Below are 19,041 nucleotides of genomic sequence, written 5' to 3'. Positions count from 1 at the left end.
CAGGGGCGGTTTCCATTGAAAACCCATGGGGCCGCTCACCCCGCCTTTTTGACCCCGGCCAGCCCCATTCCATCAAGCATCATCCCGGCCAGCTCCCTGATGATCTTGGCGGCGGTCATGGCCGTGACCCCGTCCCGGTCGCGCGCCGGGTTCAACTCCACCACGTCCGCGCCCACCATGGGCGCATTGATGGCCTGGATGATGTCGAGCGCCTGGCGCGTGGTCAGCCCGCCCGGCTCGTGATGGGCCACGCCCGGCGCATGGGCCGGGTCCAGCACGTCCAGGTCGAAACTCACATACACCGGCCTCGCGAACGAGAGTGCGGGCCAACTCGCCCGGTGCCGCATCTCCAGCCACTCGATGCCAAGCCGCTCCCGCTGCTCGCGCTGGTGGCCCGTGGCCGTGCGGATGCCCACCGACACCAGCCGCCCGCACAGCCCCTGCTCCATGATCCGGGCAAAGGGCGAGGCGTGGGACGCCGGATTGCCGTCAAACAAGTCATAGCAATCGGGATGGGCGTCGAAATGGAGGATGTCAAACTCCCCCACCGCCTCGCGCAATCCCCGCACCAGCGGATACGTGATGGAATGATCCCCGCCCACGAATATGGGCAACGCCCCTGATTCCCCGACCGCTCGCGCCGACCGCGCAACGCGCTCCATGCGCGCTCCCGGCGACTCCGCGCCCGCGAAATCCACCGGCCCGGCGTTCTGCAGCGCCCGCGACAGGTCATGCCCGGTCTCGGTCCACAGATTGGCCGACTCGCACCAGACCGCCTCGATGCCAGCCCGCGCCCCGGCAGCCGCCCCGCGCATGTACGACGAATTCTCGTCCAGCGGCACGCCGATCAGGGCGATCCCCTTTTCCGTCTCCATTGGACCTCTCCTAGAGAATGTACCTCGACAGGTCACGGTTTTCCACCACGTCGCCGAGCTGCTCAAGCACATAGTCGCGGTCTATGACCACGGTCACGCCCGACTTGTCCGGCGCCTCATAGGAGAGGTTCGCCAGGATCTTTTCCATGATCGTGTACAGCCTGCGCGCGCCGATGTTCTCGGTCTCCTCGTTGATCTTCTCGGCAGTGGCCGCGATCTCCTCCAGTGCCTCCCTGGTGAAGTCCACACTCACCCCCTCGGTCCCGAGCAGCGCCTTGTACTGCACGGTCAGCGCGTTGCGCGGCTCGGTCAGGATGCGGTAGAACTCCTCCTTGTGCAGCGAATCAAGCGCCTCGCGCAACGGGAAGCGCCCCTGCAACTCCGGGATCAAATCCGAAGGCTTGGCAAAATGGAACGCCCCGGCGGCAATGAACAGGATGTGATCGGTCTTGACCATGCCATACTTGGTGTTGACCACGCTGCCCTCGACCACGGGCAGCAGATCGCGCTGTACGCCCTCGCGCGACACGTCGGCCCCGCCCGCCTGATCGTGACGCGAGGCGATCTTGTCCAACTCGTCCAGGAACAAAATCCCCTGCTGCTCCACCCGCTCGCGCGCCAGTTCGTTGACCGCGTCCGGGTCGATCAGCTTTTCCGCCTCCTCGTCCACCAACACCAGATACGCCTCGCGGATCTTCATCTTGCGCTGCTTGCGCTTGCTCGGGAACATGTTGGCAAAGGCACTCTGCAAATTCGATCCCATGCCCTCCATGCCCGGAATGGCCATGATCTCCACCTGCGCCCCGGACTGGACCCTGACCTCAAGCTCCACCTCGCGCTCGTCCAGCTGGCCCGCCCGGAACATCTGCCGGAACTTCTCGCGCGTGGCGTCGTCCCTGCCCGTCTCCTGCTTCTCCTCGATCTCGCCCGACTGCGAGCCCATGAAGAACCCGGCCTGCCCCCCGCCTGGCTTGCTGCGCGGCAGCAACAGATCAAGCAGACGCTCTTCGGCGTTCTTCTCCGCCTTGATGCGCACCTTCTCGGTCTCCTCCTTGCGCACCATGTTCACGCCGATCTCCATCAGATCGCGGATCATGGACTCCACATCGCGGCCCACATAGCCCACCTCAGTGAACTTGGTGGCCTCGACCTTGAAAAACGGGCAGTTGGCCAACCGCGCCAGCCGCCGCGCGATCTCGGTCTTGCCCACCCCGGTCGGCCCCATCAAAATGATGTTCTTGGGCGCGATATCGTCCCGCAACTCCGGGTCGAGCTGCTGGCGACGCCACCGGTTGCGCATGGCAATGGCCACCATCCGCTTGGCCGCATCCTGGCCGATGATATACCTGTCGAGTTCCGAAACGATCTCTCTGGGAGTCAGATTGCTCATGAGATGAATGCCTCCGGCGGCCAGAGAACCTTTTGGAAAAGGTGCTCTGGACTCTCCAAAACTTTTTGGCCCTCCGCCGCCTGTGAAGACTGCGGGAGCAACGATGATGACGGCGGCGGAGCTGGCGTTGATCAGCGAGCACGCACACCGCTTCTTTCCACTATTTCCAGGCAAGGCGCGCCTTGTGCTCGCGCGCGCCCTCTACGCCGCCTTCAACCCCTTTCTCGCTCCTGACCTTTCTGGCGGCGTAGCCCCAAAAAGTTTGACAGGGGGGGAAACTTTCTCAAAAGGTTTCCCCTGGTAAATTCATTCACCCGCCCGATTTCTCCTGGGTTTCCAGGACTATCTTGTCGTTGGTAAAGACGCAGATTTCTGCGGCTATTTCCATGGCTTTGGTGGCTATTACCGCGGCGGTGAAGTCCGTATTGCGGCGCAGGGCGCGTCCGGCAGCCAGGGCGTAGGGGCCGCCCGAGCCTATGGCGGCCAATCCGTCGTCAGGTTCGATGACATCGCCGGTGCCGGAGATGATCAGGATATGCTCGCCGTCTGCGGCCAGGAGCATGGCTTCGAGTCGGCGCAGGTATTTGTCCGTGCGCCAGTCCTTGGCCAGTTCCACGGCGGCGCGCAGGAGGTTGCCGGAGTAGGTTTCGAGCTTGCCTTCAAAGCGTTCGGACAGGGTGAAGGCATCGGCGGTGGCTCCGGCGAAGCCGATAATGACCTTGTCCTTGTAGATGCGGCGCACCTTGCGGGCAGTGTGTTTCATGGCCACGGACTGGCCAAGGGTGACCTGACCGTCCCCGGCCATGGCAGTGCCGTTGTCGTCCTTGACCGCGATTATGGTGGTGCCTCTGATTTCCATGAGTTCTCCTTGGCCGGGTTACAGGATGTCGCTGGCCGTGGCGAGCCAGGTCTCGCAGGCGGCGTGGTCGTGCAGGACCATGTGGACTTGGGCGGCGAGGCCGTCCAGGAGCCCCTGCCTGATGGCGTCCAGGGCAATGCGCGCGGCCTGGGGTATGGGATAGCCGTAGGCGCCGCAGGATAAGGCCGGAAAGGCGATGGTGGCGAGGGCGTGTTGATGGGCGAGTTTCAGGCTGCTCTGATAGCTGCTGCGGAGCTGTTCGGACTCGCCGTGGACGCCGCCCCGCCAGATGGGGCCCACGGTGTGGATGATGTATCGGGCCGGGAGATCAAAGCCTAGGGTAAGGACCGCCTGGCCGACAGGGAGCTGGCCGGTGGGGAGCTGGCCGGGGTCGTCGATGATGGCCTGGCAGGCCTGCCTGAGCTGGGCGATCCCGGCGGCGCGGTGGATGGCGCCGTCCACGCCGCCGCCTCCGGCCAGTTGCGGGTTGGCGGCGTTGACCACGCAATCCACGTCAAGGGTGGTGATGTCTCCCTGGCGGATGACGAGTTGTCCGGGGCCGATTTTCCAGTGTCGCATATGAGCGCAGAGGATAACGCTTCGCTGGGTTTTGGCAAGGGCTGCGGTATGAAAAACAGGAGCTGGAGGGAGCCGGAGAGCAGGATGCGGGGTCAGTGTACAACACCCCCGTGTCCGGACGGCGGGCTTGAGGACCGCCGCCCGTTCCCGCATCCTGCCCCGGCTGCGTCGGACCCGCTGCCGGGTCCGGGCCGGTCCCGGACTGAGATGGGACCGGCATGGGAACGGCGGGCCGGGGGATGCTGCCCCTGGCCCGCCTTTTGGTATGTTATTCGTCGTCTTCCACAGGCTTGAGATGATCGGGCACGATGGCCATTTCGATCAGCAAGGGCTTGAGGAAGGACCACTTGATGCCAATCTCGAATTCCTCTTCGAGATCGCGGATGGCGTCCCAGCAGTTGTGGCAGGGGGCGATGACCAGTTCCGCGCCGGTGGCCAGGATCTGGTCGCGCTTCTTCTCCAGGGCCACGTTGCGCTGCGGGCGGTACTTGCCCACGCCGTTGAATCCGCCGCCGCCGCCGCAGCAGTAGTTGTGCTCGCGGTTGGGGCTCATCTCGCGGAAGTATTCGGGCTCCACGATATAGGACATGATCTCGCGGGTGATGGAGGCCAGTCCGTGGTTGCGCACGTAGTTGCAGGAATCCTGCAAGGTGACGGGCTTCTTGAGCTTTTTTGCCGGATCGATCTTGAGGCGGCCGGTGCGCAGCACCTCGGCCACCCACTCCACGTAGTGGATGTAGGGCCTGGGAGGCAGGCCGTCGGGCCGACCGACCCAGTAGGGGCCTTCGATGACCGTGGCGCGGTGGGCGTGCCCACACTCGGTGCCGACCACGCGCTTGGGCCGCAGCCGCTCAATGGCATCGTACACGGTCTGGACCTGCATGGTGCAGGCTTCCCAGTCGCCGGCGAACATGGCGAGCGAGGTCTGCTCCCAGCCTTCGCTGGGCATGGTCCAGTTCTCGCCCGTGAGGTGGAAGAGGATGGCCGCCTCGGCGATGTCCTCGGGGTAGTGCTTGGCCTCGCGGGCGTTGAGGGTGTACATGATGTCCGCGTCCTCGACATCGATGGGGATGGTCAGGCCCGGCCATTCCTCTTCGGACTCCTCGGCCATCCACTCGCAGGTCTCGACCCAGTCCTCGGTGGTGACGTTCATCTGGGCGCGGTAGACACGGTGCATGCCAGCGCCGATCTTGAGCTCCCAGGGCACGAAACCCTGCGAGTAGAGCAGACCGCGCAGGTAGCCGAACATGACGCCCATGTCGATGCCGTGCGGGCAGTAGTGGCCGCAGCGGTTGCAGCAGGTGCACTGCGACCAGGCCACGTCCATGCAGTGGCGCAGGAACTCGTTGGTGACCTTGCCGTTCTTCTTGACGATCTCGCCCAGAGTGGACTGGATCTTGTAGGCCGGAACCTGCTTGGGATCACGGTCGTTGACTTCGTAGAGGAAGCAGGCATCAGCGCACAGCCCACAGTGGGCACACATCTCGAGCCAGGTCTTGAACCTGGACTTGAGGGTGGCCTTGAGGGACGCCTGAAGCTTCTCGACATCCACGTCGAGCTCTTCCATTTCCTTGTAATATGCTTTGCCGCCGGTATCGCTGAGCACCTGCTGGAGGTACTCTTCGGTGTTGATCGGCTTTCTGTTACACAGCTTTCCTTCGGGCATTTTGCTTCTCCTTGTTTGGCCTGCGACTTACCAGTCGAAGCTCTTGTACTTCATGCCGCCGCGCTTGATGCCGAAGTCCATGCCCAGCTGGGCGCGGGACCAGAAGAAGCCGACAACGTGGAACAGCTTGGTGAACGGCAGAAGCGCGATCCAGGCCAGACCGCTGACGATGTGGGTCAGCAGCCAGAAGTCGTAGTCGCCGACCCCGTGCACGACCATGAAACCGGTCACAAAGGGCGCGACGGACACGACGAGCACGATCCAGTCCTTGGCGTCGGTCACGATGCGCACCTCGGGCAGCAGCATGCGGCGCATGGCAATACCCAGGGCGGCGACCAGCATGGCCACGGTCAGGAAGTCGGCGGCGGCCATGGACATGGCGGGCCAGGCAATGCCGAACCGCTCCATGATGATGACGGCGTGGCCTTCAAGGAAGAGGGGCACGGCCAGAAGACCGATGTGAAAGGTGAAGAACATGATGGTGAAACCCGGCTTGGCCCGCCAGCTGTGGTTGGCAAAGGGGATCAGGAAGGCCAGAATGGAGCGGATGGCTCCCTTGGCCCCGGCGGCCGGGTGCGCGGTATAGGCCACGCGGTCCAGCCTCCAGTGCAGGCCCTGGATATAGAATACCGTGCGGACGACAAGCCCGATGACGGCGATGGCGAATGCCAGCCACAGGGCGGGTCCGGTTAACATCTCGTACATTGTAAACTCCTCGTATCTGATGACCTGTTAATCCTTGTCCCTGCTGAAGAGGAACTTCCAGTAGGCCACGAAAACCACAAGGGACGCGCCCATGAGGATGTATGCCCAACCCTTGGTGTAGAGCATGAAATCCTGAAGGGTGTAGAATGCATGTTCCATTTTCCCGTCCTCCCAGGTTTAGTGCTCATCCTTGTACGCGGGATGATCGTGGAAGATCGGCATCCGGGTAGCGATGAACTTGAAGGTTACGACGAGCATGGTGCACACGAACAGCGTGACACCGACCTCCTGCCAGCTGGGCACGTAGCGCATCTCGGAAGGCAGGTGGTAGTTGAAGGCGATGAGCGAGACGTTGAGCCGGTTCAGGACAATGCCCAGAACGGTCAGCAGCGCGGTCCAGCGGATGAGCTTCAGGTTTTTCTCGCGCACGCCGATGGCGTAGAGCAGCGATGGCAGCAGGGCAAAGCCGAGCAGCTCGAAGAGGAACCACTGGCCCCAGCCGGTGGCCAGCAAATGCCACTCGTTGTCCACGGCGATGCCGATGACCTTGATGAAGCAGTAGCCGAGCAGAACCCACGACGCGCCCTTGGCGAACGAGTAGTACAGGTCGTCATGCTGGCCGAGGTATTCCTTGCTCATCTTGCTGTGCAACGGCTTGTGGGAGAGCCACCCTTCGAGCATGACCATGGACATGCCCGCGGCTACCGACGAGATGAAGAAGAATGTCGGCAGATAGGTGGAGTACCACAGGGGATGCAGCTTGCTCGGGGCCACGAGGTAGAGAGCGCCCAGAGAAGACTGGTGCAGGGTGGACAGGACCACGCCGAAGATGGTCAGGGCGATGGTGCAGCCATGGATCGTGTTGCGGAGCTTCTTGTAGCCCAGCCACTCCAGGGCGGCGGGCGAGAACTCCAGGAACAGGACCGTCAGGTACAGGGCCACGCACAGACCCACCTCAAAGAGCATGGAGGTGGTTCCCGACTGGACCACGAAGGGATAGGGCAGACGCCAGGGGCGGCCCAGATCGTAGTTGAGCGCGATGACCACGAAGAGGTAGCCGAGGAACGCGGTCAGGATGGCCGGGCGCACGGCGGCGTGGTGTTTCTTCATGCCAAAGAGGTAGACCGCGGACGAGGTGACGTAGCCACCGGCGGCCAGGGCCACGCCGCAGAGCAGGTCGAACCCGATCCAGATGCCCCAGGGGTTGTTGTGGTCGAGGTTGGTCACCGCGCCAAGGCCCCAGCCAAAGCGCCAGACCGTGAGGAACGCGCCCATGACCAGGATCAGCCCGGCGATGACGTTGAACGGAGTGAACAGAGTATTCTTGGAGACGGCTTCAGTAGTCATTTACGCGCCCTCCTCTTCCTTTTCGTCCGGCGGGGCGGCCTTGGCAGCTTCTTCAAGCGCCTTGGCCACCTCACGCTTGACCGTGGCTTCCTTGTCCGCCTGGGCGCGGTCCATGGCCGTCTTGAGATCGGCCTTGGCCTTTTCCTGCGTCGTGGCGATGGCCTTGGCCACGGCCTCGGCTTTTTCCTTGGTGTTGATCTTGTCGGTGCGCCTGGTCACGCCGTAGACGCCCGCCAGGAGCAGGGGCCACAGGGCCGGGACCATGGCCACCACGGACAGCGCGCCGCTGGTCAGCTCCGGCCCGGACTGCACGCCCAGGTCCTCGCGCAGACCGATCTGAGAGAACGGAACGCCGGAGAGGTAGAGCCAGCTGGTGCCGCCCATCTCGCGCTCGCCGTAGATGTGGTCCACATACTTGTCGGGCGCGGCCTCGATGCGGTTGCGGGCGATCTTGATCAGCTCGCCGCGCTCGCCAAAGACCAGGGCCTCCTTGGGACACTTGGCGACACAGCCGGGCACCGTGATCCTGCCCGCCTTGATGTTGGCGTCGCACATGTCGCACTTGACCACCTTGGGGGTGATCGGATCGTTGTAGGTATAGGTGGGAATCTCGAACGGACAGGCCACCATGCAGTAGCGGCAGCCGACGCAGACGGATTCGTCGTAGGTCACGGCGCCGGAGGGATCCTTGGAAAAGGCAGCCACAAAGCAGGCCGAGGCGCAGGAAGGCTCCAGGCAGTGCATGCACTGGATCTTGCTGAACACGGGCGGGCCGCCTGCGGGCTCGAACTTGTTGACCACGGTGTACGCTTCGTTCTGCGTGCGCCGGGTGGCGTCGAGCACGGTCAGGTCGTCAAAGGGCTTTTCGGGCGCGGGCAGGTTGTTGACTTCGTTGCAGCCCACCTCGCACTTGCGGCAACCGATGCAGCGGGTGGCGTCAAAGAGGACGCCCTTGCTTCCCGGATATCCTTCAAAGTGTACGTTTCCAGCGGCTTGAGCCTTGGTGGCGAGCGTTGCGGTGACTCCCGCCGCTCCCATCAGGCCGAGGAAGTTTCTTCGTTTCATGGATTGACTCCTAGTGTATTTTCACCGGGTTCGGATTACTTCGTCTTGTGACAGCCGTCTGCATCACCGCAGCCCGTATTGGAGGGCTTCTCGAGCTTCATGGCGGTGTGGCAGCTCATGCACTGCCCGTGATAGGCAGCCTTGAGGCCCGGCCTGTCCGGCGTGGCCGGATCAAAGGGCGCGCCATGGCAGCTCGCGCACTTGGGCGGGGTCTTGGAGGCCGGGCTGTTGTGATGGCAGCCCTGACACATGAGCGTGTCCTGTCCATGGAAGTAGCCCGCCAGAGTGTCGCCCTGCATGTCCTTGATCAACCGCTCGACGATCTTGCGGTGCGGCAGCTTGCTCGGCTCGTAGGTGACGGACAGCGATCCGATGGTCACGGTCTCCGGGATGTCCTCGACAGCGATGGTGGCGACGCGCAGATCGCGCAGGGCCACGGCCTCGGCGGCCCTGGCAGCGGCCACTTCCTTGGCCGGAACCGCGCCGTCGATGTAGAGGTCCTTCAGCGAGGAGTCGTGGCACTTGGCGCAAGAGTCCTGGCTCGGCGCCTTGTTCACTGGCATCTGGCCATGGCAGCCTGCGCAGACGAGCTTCTCCTCCTGCTTGGCGTCGTGGCAGCCGATGCAGCCCTGCATGTTGGTGCGCAGGTGCATGTCGCCAGCCAGCTCGAAGAACTTGCCGTCCATGGTCCCCTTGCCCTCATGGCAGGAGCGGCAGTCATTGACGGCGGTCTCGTGCTTCTCATGATTGAAGGCCACGGGGCCCATGCTGGCCTTGGGCTTGTCCCCGGCCATGGTCACGAGCAGGGTGGCGTTGGGCTGGCCGCGCTTGAGGCGGGGCAGATCCTTGACCACCTTGATCCTGGCCTGCTCCTCCACGGAGTGACATCCGGCGCAGGTGACCGGACCGGTGTCCTTCTTCTGTGCGGCAAAGTCCTGATGGCAGGAGACGCAGGCGGAGTGCGCGGACTGGGAATAGGAGGAAACCAGCAGCCCGGTCTCGTCCTTGGTCGGCTCGGCGAGGTGGCAGTTGCGGCAGTTTTCTTCCTTGCCCTTGGCCTCGACGGTCTTCTTCAGGGTCTCGTCATACTGGTGATGGCAGGTGGCGCACTTCTCGTCGCCGCCGGTGGCCTGCACATGGCGGGCGTGCAGGTTCAGGTCCATGGCGATGGGCTGCCAGGCGGTATCCTCGCTCTTGTCCACGTGACAGGAGCGGCACTGACCGTCCAGGGGGCCGGTCTTCTGACCGGTGTCGGCCATCTCCTGGTGGCAGCCAAGACACTCGCTGTGATAAATTTCCTTGATGTCGGCAGCGCTCTCGTCGGCAAGCCGCATGAATTTGGTGGACAGTTTTCCATCGGCGTCCTTCTTGTGACAGCTGGCACAGTCCTTGCCCTGCTTGGCCAGGGCATCGGTGTGCTGGTCGTGATAGAAGGTCACCACGGGCAGTTCCAGCTTCCCGTAGCCCGCCAGCGTGTCGATGATCACCCCGTCGACCCGGACCGAAGCGGGGGCATTGGCCTGCGCTTCGAGACCACGAGCCTCAAGAAAGACAACCGATGCCGCTGCGAACACGAAAAGGATTCCAGCCCAAAATAGCAGTCTTCTTCCTTTCTCCATAACGCATTCCTTGATAAGTTGGTGGAATACTGTGCACCTTCTCCAACCGGACAGCCCCAAGACGACCATGCCTCCACAATGGCGCACGGGTCGCCAAGGCCGCCCCGGCGAACGGATTCGCCCGGCGGCCCCGGAACATCTCACGGGTTGCAGCAATACGCGGGAAGCGTCAGTGCAACGAGCCCCTCAAAAATCCTGGCTGCCCCCAAAGGCATGCACGCCAGTGGCCTCGTCCCCTCGGACGCGCCAGACGTGTCTGCCGTGCGAAAGCACCCCAAATCGATTCATGGCCTTGTCGGGTATGGAATTCCCCGTCAAGGCCACATCGCACTCCGTCTTTGTCAGCCATGCCCGCACCCCTGCGAAAAGCGGCTGCCTGAGCCGGTCCATGCGATCCGGGCTAAAGAATGGACAGCGTGCCCCACTCTTGCCCCAAGCCCGGTATCCATACTGAACCAGTATGGATTGTTTCAGGTGGTGGTATATAACCCGCAAAATTGCGTCAAGCTATTTGACGAGATTAAAACCCAGCTTCGCAAAATACTGGAATGCAACCAACCTCTTGCAAAAAAAGGCTCGCTAGATGTCCTCCTGCGGGCAAAACAGGCGGCTGCGTGAGTGGGCTATTTCCCCACGTTGAAAGGGTGGAATTGACAGCGCGTCGGCAGACGGCCTGCCATCCGGTCTGGCGAGGGTGGATAATCCCCTGTGCGTGGTGTAGGTTCGGTCATCAGGCAAACGCGGGCGCACCGGCCCGTAAACCATGGGGGAACCATGCCTTTCGTCAACATACGCATCACCAGGGAAGGCGCGACCAGAGAGCAGAAACAGCGCCTCATCAAAGGCGTGACCGATTTGCTCGTCGAGGTGCTGGGCAAGAACCCGGCCACCACCTTCGTCATCATCGACGAGGTGGAGACCGACAACTGGGGGATCGGCGGCGAGTCCGTCACCGAATTGAGGAAGCAATGAAACCCTGAACGCAGCCGGAAATCGCGGCGAGCCGCAGCTACTCCCGGTCTTCCTTGAGGTGCAGGGTCATGCGCACGTCGGCCACCATGGCCCGCTCGTGGTTGATCAGGACCGGGTTGAACTCGGCCTCCCACACCTGGGGCAGGTCGAGCGCCATCTGCGACATGATCAGGATGATCTCCTCCAGGGCCGCGAAGTTGACGGGCTTTTCGCCGCGCAATCCCTTGAGCAGCATGTAGGACTTGATCTCGCGCACGATCTCAAAGGCGTTCTGGCGCGACAGGGGCGCCAGCTTGAAGGAGATGTCCTTCATGATCTCCACATAGATGCCGCCCAGGCCAAACATGAGCATCGGCCCGAACTGCTCGTCGCGCTTGAAGCCGATGATCACCTCCTTGACGCCGGGCGGGGCCATCTCCTGCACCAGACAGCCCGCGATATAGGCGTCCGGGCGCATGCGCATGGCTCTGGCCGTGATCTCCCTGAAGTTCGTCAGCACCTCGCCCGCGTCGCGCAGGTTGACCTTGACCCCGCCCACGTCGGACTTGTGCGAGATGTTCGGCGAGGCGATCTTGAGCACCACCGGGTAGCCTATCTCCACGGCGGCGGCCACGGCCTCTTCGCTGGACCGGGCCAGCACGGTCTTCGGCGTGGGCAGCCCGTAGGCGCGCAGCACCTCCTGGGCCTGAAACTCCACGATCTCCGGCTCCCGGCGCGCCTCGTGCTCGCGCACCACCTTGAGGGCCAGCTCGCGGTCGCAGGGAAACTCGGCGTAGACCGGCTCGGGCCGGTTCTTCCAGAGATAATACTCGTACATGCTCTCGATGGAGCGGACCGCGGGCTCGGGAAAGGCGTAGCACGGAATCCCGGCCTCCATGAGCATGGCCCGGGCGCGGGCCACGCGCGTCTTGCCCATGAAGCAGGCGAACACGGGCTTGCCGCACTTGCGGGCCGTGTGGATGACCGCCTCGGCGGTCTTCTCGATCTCCACCGAGGCCGTGGGCGTGAGCAGCACGAGGATGGAGTGGACCACCGGATCGTCGGCCACCACGTCGAGGGTCCGGCGATACCGCTTGGCATCGGCGTCACCCACGATGTCAACCGGGTTGTAAAAGGCGGCGTAGCTGGGCAGAAATTCCTGGAGCCGCTCGATGGTGCGCTGGGACAATTCGGCCACGGTCAACCGCGAGCGGTCGGCGATGTCGGCGGTAAGGATGCCCGGCCCGCCGGAGTTGGTGACCACGGCCAGGTTCGGCCCCCTGGGCAGGGGCTGGGTGGAAAAGGCCTGGGCCAGATTGAAGAGCGAGGCCACGTCCGCCACCCGGATCACCCCGGACTGGCGGAAGGCCGCGGTGTAGGTCTGGTCCGACCCGGCGATGGCCCCGGTGTGGGATGACGCGGCCTTGGCGCCCGCAGCCGTGGTCCCGGCCTTGATCATGATCACCGGCTTGTTGCGGCACACGGCCCGCGCCTGCCGCAAAAACGCCTCGCCGTGCTCCACATTCTCGATGTAGCCGAGGATGACCTTGGTCTGCGCGTCGCCGCCGAGGTAGCCGAGCATGTCCGCCTCGTCGATGACCGCCTTGTTGCCCAGGCTGATGAACTTGGAAAACCCGATATTCTCGCCCAGCGCCCAGTCGAGGATGGCCACGCACAGCGCGCCGGACTGGGAGAAGAAGGCGATGGACCCGGCCTTGGGCTGGCCCGCGGCAAAAGACGCGTTGACGCCGTGGGCCGGATTCATCATGCCAAGACAGTTGGGGCCGAGCATGGCGATGGAGTGCGCCTCGCACAGGGCCTTGAGCTCCTGCTCCAGGCGGTAGCCGTCCTTGCCCACTTCCTTGAATCCGGCGGTGATGACAATGACCGACTTGACCCCGATCCCGGCCAGGGCCTGGATGGATGGCTCCACATGGTCGCGCGGCACCGCCAGCACGGCCAGATCAAGCCCGCGCGGCAGGTCCGCAATGTCGCGCACGACGGCCATGCCCTCGATGGTCCCGCCCTTGGGATTGACCGGAAAGAGCTTGCCCCGGAATCCGGCCCCGATCATGTTGGTCATCACGGTATGCCCGATCTTGCCGGGCGAGGCGGACGCGCCGATGACGGCCACGGTCTCGGGGTAGAAAAAGGCGTGCAGGGTTTGCTTGACGGTCAACGGCGGCTCCTGGATACGGTGGATGTTGCGCGGCGCAAGGGGAACCTAACCCGAAACACGGGCCGGAACAAGCTCCCATCAGACGGGCGCAACGGCCCGCCGCTGCGGCCCGCAGGACGGCTCCCCCTCAAAGGGTGAACGTCTCCCGGTCCCCGCAGCGCGCATAGAGAAACACCTGCGCTCCGGCTCCGCGGGCCACGGCCTCGAATCCAGCCAGGGAGGCGGTGTCGCCAAAGGTGTGCATGGGCACGAAGACCCGCGCCCCGGCCATGCGGCAGGCCGTTGGGCCGCCCGCCAGGTTGGCCAGACGCGGGTCGGTGTTGGAAAAGGCCACATGCGGCCTGAAATCGCGCACCCGCTCCATGGCCTGGTTGAAAAAGGCGCGGGTGAACTCCGCCTCGCGTAGCGGGGTCGCGGGCCAGACCCACTCGGCCAGATCCCCGCCGTAGTAAAAGCGCAAGCCCGCATCCTCCACCAGATAGGCCACGCCCAGGTCGTTGCTCATCAGGGTCTGCACGTCCATGGAGCCAAAGCTGTAGCGCGCGTCCGGCTCGACCACCAGCGTCTCGCCGCACGCGGGCATGGCGCCGGGCCGTAGCTCGGCCACGTCGTCGGAGATGACATGGCGCACCGAAGCCGCCGCAGCAGTGACTTGGTCGAGGTGGTCGTTCATATGGTCGTCATGCCCGTGGGAGATGAACACGGCCAGATCGCGCCCGGCCACGGCTAGGCGCACCAGATCGGCGGCCCCGTCAGGCAGGTGGGCATCGCCCGGATAATCGAAGAGGTACGTCCGGCCCGGCGTCTCGAGCACAAAACAATTGTGATGGATATAGGTAATGGAGATGCGCACGGCTGCCTCCTTTCCCGACCGGGAATCCAGCCGGGATGCCCGACAGAGTACCGGCCAACGGCGAGGCGCGCAAGAAAAGCCGGACGATCTACGCTGCCCCGTGGCCGAACTCGCCCCCGGCGAGGAGCTGCCCGCCATCGTGAGGATAGAAGTATATCCAGGCCCGCACCGTGCGCCCGTCGTCCAGGAGCACGTCTATCTCCTCGCGGCGGTAGAGCACGGGGTGGCCCTCCAGTGCGTCCAGGCGAGCCAGCAGTCCCCTGTCCACCTCGTAGACCTCGCCGCGGACGCGACTGACAGGGGTTCCCTGATATACGCCGGGGTATTCGTCCAGGTACAGGGCGTAACTCTTCACGGTCCACCCATCGCCGACAAAAACAGCGTCCCTGAGAAAGCGGTGGTTCGAGAATCCCTTTTTCAGCGTCCCGTAGACAAAGACGCCGTATCTGGCCCCCGGCTTCCGTCCCCTGCTCTGCGCCACATTGCCTCCCTGGACCGGCTCCTGGCCCGGCACCTGGCCTGGCCCGGCCCGGCCTGATTAACGTTTTGCGCACTTCCACACTGTCTGTCTGAACATAATTGTCATCACGCGCAGACCCGATGCAACGTGGCTTCGGCAACACATCAAATGAAACCGGCAGGTTGAATTCGGGCAGGCCAGCCCGGACCAGCCGACGCATGCATATCTTTTCAAGGAACGGGCCAAATGCGACCATCCAGGCCACCGCGCCTGCCGACTCCCCCCGATCTTCTGTTGTTGCCAGACGCGATAGCGGGTATAGGCAGGCGAAAGAATCAGCACGGAGGCTTCATGCTCAGACTTTCCCCACTGCTCGCCCCCACCCTGCTCAACTCGATCCAAGGCTCACAGGAATCGGGCGAGGCCGCACCAGCCGTCAGTGACAGGAGAGTGACGCCAAGGGCACCTGACCTGCGCGATAATGCTTGCCCGCCCGTCCTGAACTTGTAATAGTAATACAGAATATTCAGGCACCAGGCGCGAAGCGGCGCCAGGACGCTGCCCAGACAAGGAGACGCCATGTTCAAGAAAATACTGCTTGCCGCCACCCCGCAGATAGGCATTCAGACGGCACCCCGGACCGCCTTCGATCTTGCTCGCAAACACGGCTCGGAGCTGGTCCTCTACCACGCCCTGCCCATCGGACACGACGAGTGGTGCAGCTTCGACGACATCATTCCGACTGAGAAGCTCATGGCGTCGGCCAAGGACAAGATCGCGGCCTTCTACGCCGACGATCTCAAGGACATCCCCAACCACTCCATCCGGGTGGTCACCGGCCCGACCCACGAAAAGCTGCTCAAGATCATCCACACCGAGGGCGTGGACCTCGTGGTCATGGGCCACCACCGCTCCGCCGCGGTCCGGCCCGACCGCATGTGGGGGGCGGTGGACACCACCATCCGCAAGGTCTGCTCCAACGTCTTCTGCCCGGTCATGGTCGTGACCCACGAGTCGCCCAAGACCGTGGACATCAAGCGCATCGTCATGGCCACCGACTTCTCCACCCCGTCGGACTCGGCCCTGTGCTACGCCATCCAGGTGGCCAGGGCCTACGGCGCACATCTGGACGTGTTCCACGTCATGGACATCGGCCAGAACTGCCCCAATCCCGAATACTACATGCAGGACATGAACGTATTCATCGACCGGATCAAGGAGCGCATGGAGAAGCGGTATGGCAAGGCGCTCACCGGCCTCAGCCACTCGTTCGAATGCTGGGAGGGGCTGCCCTACGCCGAGATCCTCAAGCGCGCCCGCTGGAGCGAGGCCGACCTCGTGATCATGGCCCAGTATTCGTCGAGCGAGGAGCCGGCCAAATCGTTCATCGGCTCCACGGTCATCCAGGTGGCCCTGTCGCCCGGCTGTCCGGCCCTGATCGTCAACTACCGCGCCAGGGTGTGCATGTAGCCGCCTCCGCCAGAAGCATCCGACCCCATGGCCTATCTCCGCCACCACAGCCGCAAGGGCCGCCACAACAAGGTTGTCCAGCTCAATCGAGCCCTGCCCAACTTCCTGGGCAGGCTCGACACCACTGGCTCCATGGCCCTGATCCGGCTGTGGCGCGAGTGGGACCGGCTCATGGGCGAGATGGCCCGCATGGTCCGCCCGCTGGGCCACCGGGGCGGCAAGCTCATTCTTGCGGCAGAAGACCCGATGATCGCGCAGGAGGCCCAGTATCTCGCGCCCATGATCCTCGGCAAGATAAACGGGTTTTTGGGGGAAGAAGTCTTTGACAAAGTGGCATTTGAACTGCTAAACGGCAGAGTTCCTTTGGACGGGGATTTCCCACGGCAAGAAAACCCCCCTCAAAGACCGCTAAAAAAGCCTGATAAGTTAGGGACTTTGAATAAAAAGCTGGACCCGGATTCCCCAGTGGGCAGATGCTACCGGGCATATCAGCGCATGTTTGCCGACGAGTAAGAAATTTGCGCCCTCCGGGGACCTTTTAAGGAGTTGTATCATGAGCGAAGAGACCAAGGAAATTGCCTTTGAAGAGCTTGGCCTGACCAAGACCCTCGAAAAGATGACCGCCAAGGAGCTGCGCTCCCTGTGCATGAACAAGCTGCCCATGGTTGTCGGCGCTTCCGGCAAGAGCAAGGAAGAGCTGGTGGCCGAGATCAAGACCTTGTTCGGCATCGTCGAGGAGGAGGCCGTCTCCCCCTACAAGAAGCAGATCCACGAGACCAAGCGGATCATCCGCGCCCTGCGCACCGAGAAGGACACCCTTGAGGACCGCACCAAACGCGACCGCGTGCGCCGCAAGATCAACGTCCTCAAGAAGCGCACCCGCAAGCTCGCCAGAGCAGTGTAATTTAATCGCAAAAAGAAGTTGACATGCGAGGGGTTAACCCTTAGATCAACTTCTCGCTGCTGGGCTGTCGTTCAATTGGCAGGACGACGGGTTCTGGCTCCGTTAATCAAGGTTCGAGTCCTTGCAGCCCAGCCAAATTTGCGTCCCCATCGTCTAGCCTGGTCCAGGACGACGGCCTTTCACGCCGTTAACAGGGGTTCAAATCCCCTTGGGGACGCCAAGGAACCACAAGGCCTTACGCCGCGCGCGTAAGGCCTTTTCCTTTTCACTTGGGTCTTTTCCCTCCCTCTTCCCACTGCGGGCCACCAAGGGCAGACTTTCGGCAACTCGATGGCCCGGCCAGGGGAGCCTCAGGCCAACAGGGCTGTGCCTTTGCTCACATCTCGGCTACCGGCTAGCCCCAGAGGGACAACGCGCAGCCAGGTCAGGGCTTCTCGCAACCAAGGCCCGCGCGGGCGAGGCAGAGGAAGTAGCGGGTGCGCTTGGCCCACCACGTCAGCCCCGCGTCGGCGGCGGACCAGGTGTCCACCACGGCATCGGGATTGGAGCCGCCCACGCGCCGGTCCACCACAGCGCCCATGAGCTCGCCGGTCATGGCGTCCACTACCTTCATCTCCATGGACACCTCGCCCACGCCGGACTGCTTGCCGGTGTCCGAATAGGTCACGAGGTTGACGACCATGCCGATGGGCGTCAGCGACGAGAGCACGTTGCGCACCGGGTTGGAGGGGTCCGCGTCGAGAATGCCCATGGACAGCCGCATGGTCCCCGGCTCCGGGGTTTTGACCAGGGCATAGTCCTTGCCAAGCTCCTGACTCAGCAGGACATAGGCGTTGTTGGCCAGACGCTGATAGTTCTCCCGCGTCTCGGCGGAGAGCTCGCCGTCCTTGGCCACCAGGACCGGTTCGAGCAGTATCTTGTTGTATTTGTTGATGTCGATCTTCTTGTTGATGTAGCGGTAGAGCGCCTGATCCCCGGTCCCTTTCTCCAGGATGGAGGGATCGACGAACGTGGTCCGCAGCTTCATGTCGCGCGCGTGGTAGCTGGAACCGCACGCCCCCAGAAGAACAAGCCAACCCGTTGCAACCGCAAGAACAATCAGCCGTTTCATGTCCCGCTCCTGTATCGCCCGTTTCCGGGGCATGGCCCCACTGTTTTCCGCGCCAGGGGAATCCCGCTGTCCGAAACTCCTCCAATGCCCGATATGAACCACAACCTGGACAATGGCAAGCCGATTCACCCTGCCTGCGCGCCTCCCGCGTCCGGAGCCGGTCGCACCCACACAAGGGCCACTGCCGAAAAACCTGCACCCAGCCCCTTGACATCCATGTCGACCATTAATATGACTGACCCGTCAGTCATAAAATAGGAGAACAGATGACACGGACGCAACAGGCACGCCGGGGACCAGGCCGCCCCCCCGATCCGGAAAGAAGGATCCAGCGCAGGAAGAGCATCCTCGCCCAGGCGGTGACCCATTTCGCACGCGAGGGGTTCGACCGGGCCGATATCGGGGCCATCGCCCAGGCAGCGGGCTGCTCCAAGGGTACGGTCTACAACTACTTCGTCAACAAGCAGGAGTTGTTTCGCGAGTCCGTGGACCATGTCATGAACGGATTGATCGAGACCATCGACGGCTCTGCCGTGGATGATCCTGTCGAATCCTTTGGCCGGGCCGTCAGGGCGTTTCTGCGCTATTTCAACGAAAACCCGGAGTTCATAGAGCTGCTCATCCAGGAACGGGCCGTATTCAAGGACCGCAAGACCCCGTCGTACCTTGAGTATATCGGACGGCATCGGGAAGAGCACAAGGCCGAGATCTCCCAGCTCATGCGCGACGGCATCTTCCGGGAGCGTCCGGTGGACCGGCTCTTCGACATGATCGGCGACATGCTCTACGGCACCATCTTCACCAATTATTTCGCCAAGCGCACCATTTGTCTGGAGGAACAGGCCAAGGAGATCACGGGCCTCCTGCTCCACGGCCTGCTCACACCCGAGGCAAAGCATCCCTGACCCAGCCCCCCAGGCAGAATTCCGCCCCCAGAGCCGACGGCCCTGCGGCGGATGCCGGGACATGACGGCGCGCCGTGCGACACGCGCGGGGCAGCCTGACGGA

Annotated in this window: 19 protein-coding genes and 2 tRNA genes; 7 read left to right on the top strand and 14 right to left on the bottom strand. The window is 63.2% G+C overall.

What is annotated here, in order from left to right; translation table 11 throughout:
* Positions 1-35 precede the first annotated feature (35 nt).
* From DAES_RS04345 to hmcA, 10 genes are all read right to left on the bottom strand, one after another.
* On the bottom strand, positions 36-875 hold the full coding sequence (locus DAES_RS04345) for an arginase family protein (RefSeq protein WP_013513820.1): 840 nt from the start codon (positions 873-875) through the stop codon (positions 36-38).
* A 10-nt stretch (positions 876-885) separates the two neighbouring features.
* Positions 886-2,265, bottom strand: a complete 1,380-nt coding sequence (gene hslU / locus DAES_RS04340) for an ATP-dependent protease ATPase subunit HslU (RefSeq protein WP_013513819.1) — start codon at positions 2,263-2,265, stop codon at positions 886-888.
* A gap of 310 nt (positions 2,266-2,575) precedes the next feature.
* The gene (gene hslV, locus DAES_RS04335) at positions 2,576-3,124 is read right to left on the bottom strand and encodes an ATP-dependent protease subunit HslV (RefSeq protein WP_013513818.1); all 549 of its coding nucleotides are present in this window, start codon (positions 3,122-3,124) and stop codon (positions 2,576-2,578) included.
* Between the two features lie 18 nt (positions 3,125-3,142).
* Positions 3,143-3,703, bottom strand: a complete 561-nt coding sequence (locus DAES_RS04330; RefSeq protein ID WP_013513817.1) for a macro domain-containing protein — start codon at positions 3,701-3,703, stop codon at positions 3,143-3,145.
* A 268-nt stretch (positions 3,704-3,971) separates the two neighbouring features.
* A complete protein-coding gene (hmcF, locus tag DAES_RS04325; protein WP_013513816.1) occupies positions 3,972-5,369 on the bottom strand; it encodes a sulfate respiration complex iron-sulfur protein HmcF in 1,398 nt (465 codons plus the stop codon).
* 27 nt (positions 5,370-5,396) lie between these two features.
* On the bottom strand, positions 5,397-6,074 hold the full coding sequence (hmcE, locus tag DAES_RS04320) for a sulfate respiration complex protein HmcE (RefSeq protein ID WP_013513815.1): 678 nt from the start codon (positions 6,072-6,074) through the stop codon (positions 5,397-5,399).
* Positions 6,075-6,101: 27 nt separating this feature from the next.
* Positions 6,102-6,233 carry a sulfate respiration complex protein HmcD gene (gene hmcD, locus DAES_RS04315; RefSeq protein WP_013513814.1) on the bottom strand — a complete coding sequence of 44 codons (132 nt, stop codon included), beginning with the start codon at positions 6,231-6,233 and terminating at the stop codon, positions 6,102-6,104.
* 18 nt (positions 6,234-6,251) lie between these two features.
* A complete protein-coding gene (gene hmcC / locus DAES_RS04310; protein ID WP_013513813.1) occupies positions 6,252-7,421 on the bottom strand; it encodes a sulfate respiration complex protein HmcC in 1,170 nt (389 codons plus the stop codon).
* Positions 7,422-8,486: a sulfate respiration complex iron-sulfur protein HmcB gene (gene hmcB / locus DAES_RS04305; RefSeq protein ID WP_013513812.1), complete on the bottom strand. Its 1,065-nt coding sequence runs from the start codon at positions 8,484-8,486 to the stop codon at positions 7,422-7,424. It lies immediately after the preceding gene.
* A gap of 35 nt (positions 8,487-8,521) precedes the next feature.
* On the bottom strand, positions 8,522-10,105 hold the full coding sequence (gene hmcA, locus DAES_RS04300; RefSeq protein ID WP_013513811.1) for a sulfate respiration complex hexadecaheme cytochrome HmcA: 1,584 nt from the start codon (positions 10,103-10,105) through the stop codon (positions 8,522-8,524).
* A 774-nt stretch (positions 10,106-10,879) separates the two neighbouring features.
* Here hmcA and DAES_RS04290 point away from each other — a divergent pair.
* Positions 10,880-11,077 (top strand): tautomerase family protein, encoded by a 198-nt coding sequence (locus DAES_RS04290; protein ID WP_013513810.1) that lies wholly within the window; start codon positions 10,880-10,882, stop codon positions 11,075-11,077.
* A 37-nt stretch (positions 11,078-11,114) separates the two neighbouring features.
* Here the strand turns inward: DAES_RS04290 and DAES_RS04285 are convergent, their stop codons facing one another.
* The 3 genes from DAES_RS04285 to DAES_RS04275 form a co-directional block, all read right to left on the bottom strand.
* The gene (locus tag DAES_RS04285) at positions 11,115-13,235 is read right to left on the bottom strand and encodes an acetate--CoA ligase family protein (RefSeq protein ID WP_013513809.1); all 2,121 of its coding nucleotides are present in this window, start codon (positions 13,233-13,235) and stop codon (positions 11,115-11,117) included.
* A 127-nt stretch (positions 13,236-13,362) separates the two neighbouring features.
* Positions 13,363-14,088, bottom strand: coding sequence for an MBL fold metallo-hydrolase (locus DAES_RS04280; RefSeq protein ID WP_013513808.1), 726 nt, complete (start codon positions 14,086-14,088; stop codon positions 13,363-13,365).
* Between the two features lie 88 nt (positions 14,089-14,176).
* Positions 14,177-14,569: a gamma-glutamylcyclotransferase family protein gene (locus DAES_RS04275; protein ID WP_013513807.1), complete on the bottom strand. Its 393-nt coding sequence runs from the start codon at positions 14,567-14,569 to the stop codon at positions 14,177-14,179.
* Between the two features lie 558 nt (positions 14,570-15,127).
* On the opposite strand from DAES_RS04275, the gene DAES_RS04270 reads away from it, so the two are divergent.
* The 5 genes from DAES_RS04270 to DAES_RS04250 all read left to right on the top strand — a co-directional run bounded on the left by DAES_RS04270 (position 15,128) and on the right by DAES_RS04250 (position 17,142).
* A complete protein-coding gene (locus DAES_RS04270) occupies positions 15,128-16,018 on the top strand; it encodes a universal stress protein (protein WP_013513805.1) in 891 nt (296 codons plus the stop codon).
* Between the two features lie 27 nt (positions 16,019-16,045).
* Complete coding sequence (locus DAES_RS04265) at positions 16,046-16,531, top strand: DUF721 domain-containing protein (protein WP_013513804.1); 486 nt, start codon at positions 16,046-16,048, stop codon at positions 16,529-16,531.
* Between the two features lie 40 nt (positions 16,532-16,571).
* Complete coding sequence (locus tag DAES_RS04260; RefSeq protein ID WP_013513803.1) at positions 16,572-16,922, top strand: hypothetical protein; 351 nt, start codon at positions 16,572-16,574, stop codon at positions 16,920-16,922.
* A gap of 60 nt (positions 16,923-16,982) precedes the next feature.
* A tRNA-Gln gene (locus DAES_RS04255) sits at positions 16,983-17,057 on the top strand.
* Between the two features lie 7 nt (positions 17,058-17,064).
* Positions 17,065-17,142, top strand: a tRNA-Glu gene (locus DAES_RS04250).
* 204 nt (positions 17,143-17,346) lie between these two features.
* Here the strand turns inward: DAES_RS04250 and DAES_RS04245 are convergent.
* Entirely contained in the window at positions 17,347-18,033 is a 687-nt protein-coding gene (locus DAES_RS04245) for a DUF3313 domain-containing protein (RefSeq protein WP_013513802.1), read from the bottom strand.
* 266 nt (positions 18,034-18,299) lie between these two features.
* Between DAES_RS04245 and DAES_RS04240 the strand changes: the two genes are divergently transcribed.
* Positions 18,300-18,938 carry a TetR/AcrR family transcriptional regulator gene (locus DAES_RS04240; RefSeq protein ID WP_013513801.1) on the top strand — a complete coding sequence of 213 codons (639 nt, stop codon included), beginning with the start codon at positions 18,300-18,302 and terminating at the stop codon, positions 18,936-18,938.
* Positions 18,939-19,041 lie beyond the last annotated feature (103 nt).

The sequence above is a fragment of the Pseudodesulfovibrio aespoeensis Aspo-2 genome (assembly GCF_000176915.2).
GTDB classification, from domain to species: Bacteria; Desulfobacterota; Desulfovibrionia; order Desulfovibrionales; family Desulfovibrionaceae; genus Pseudodesulfovibrio; species Pseudodesulfovibrio aespoeensis.
This window is presented reverse-complemented; position numbering and strand designations above follow the sequence as displayed.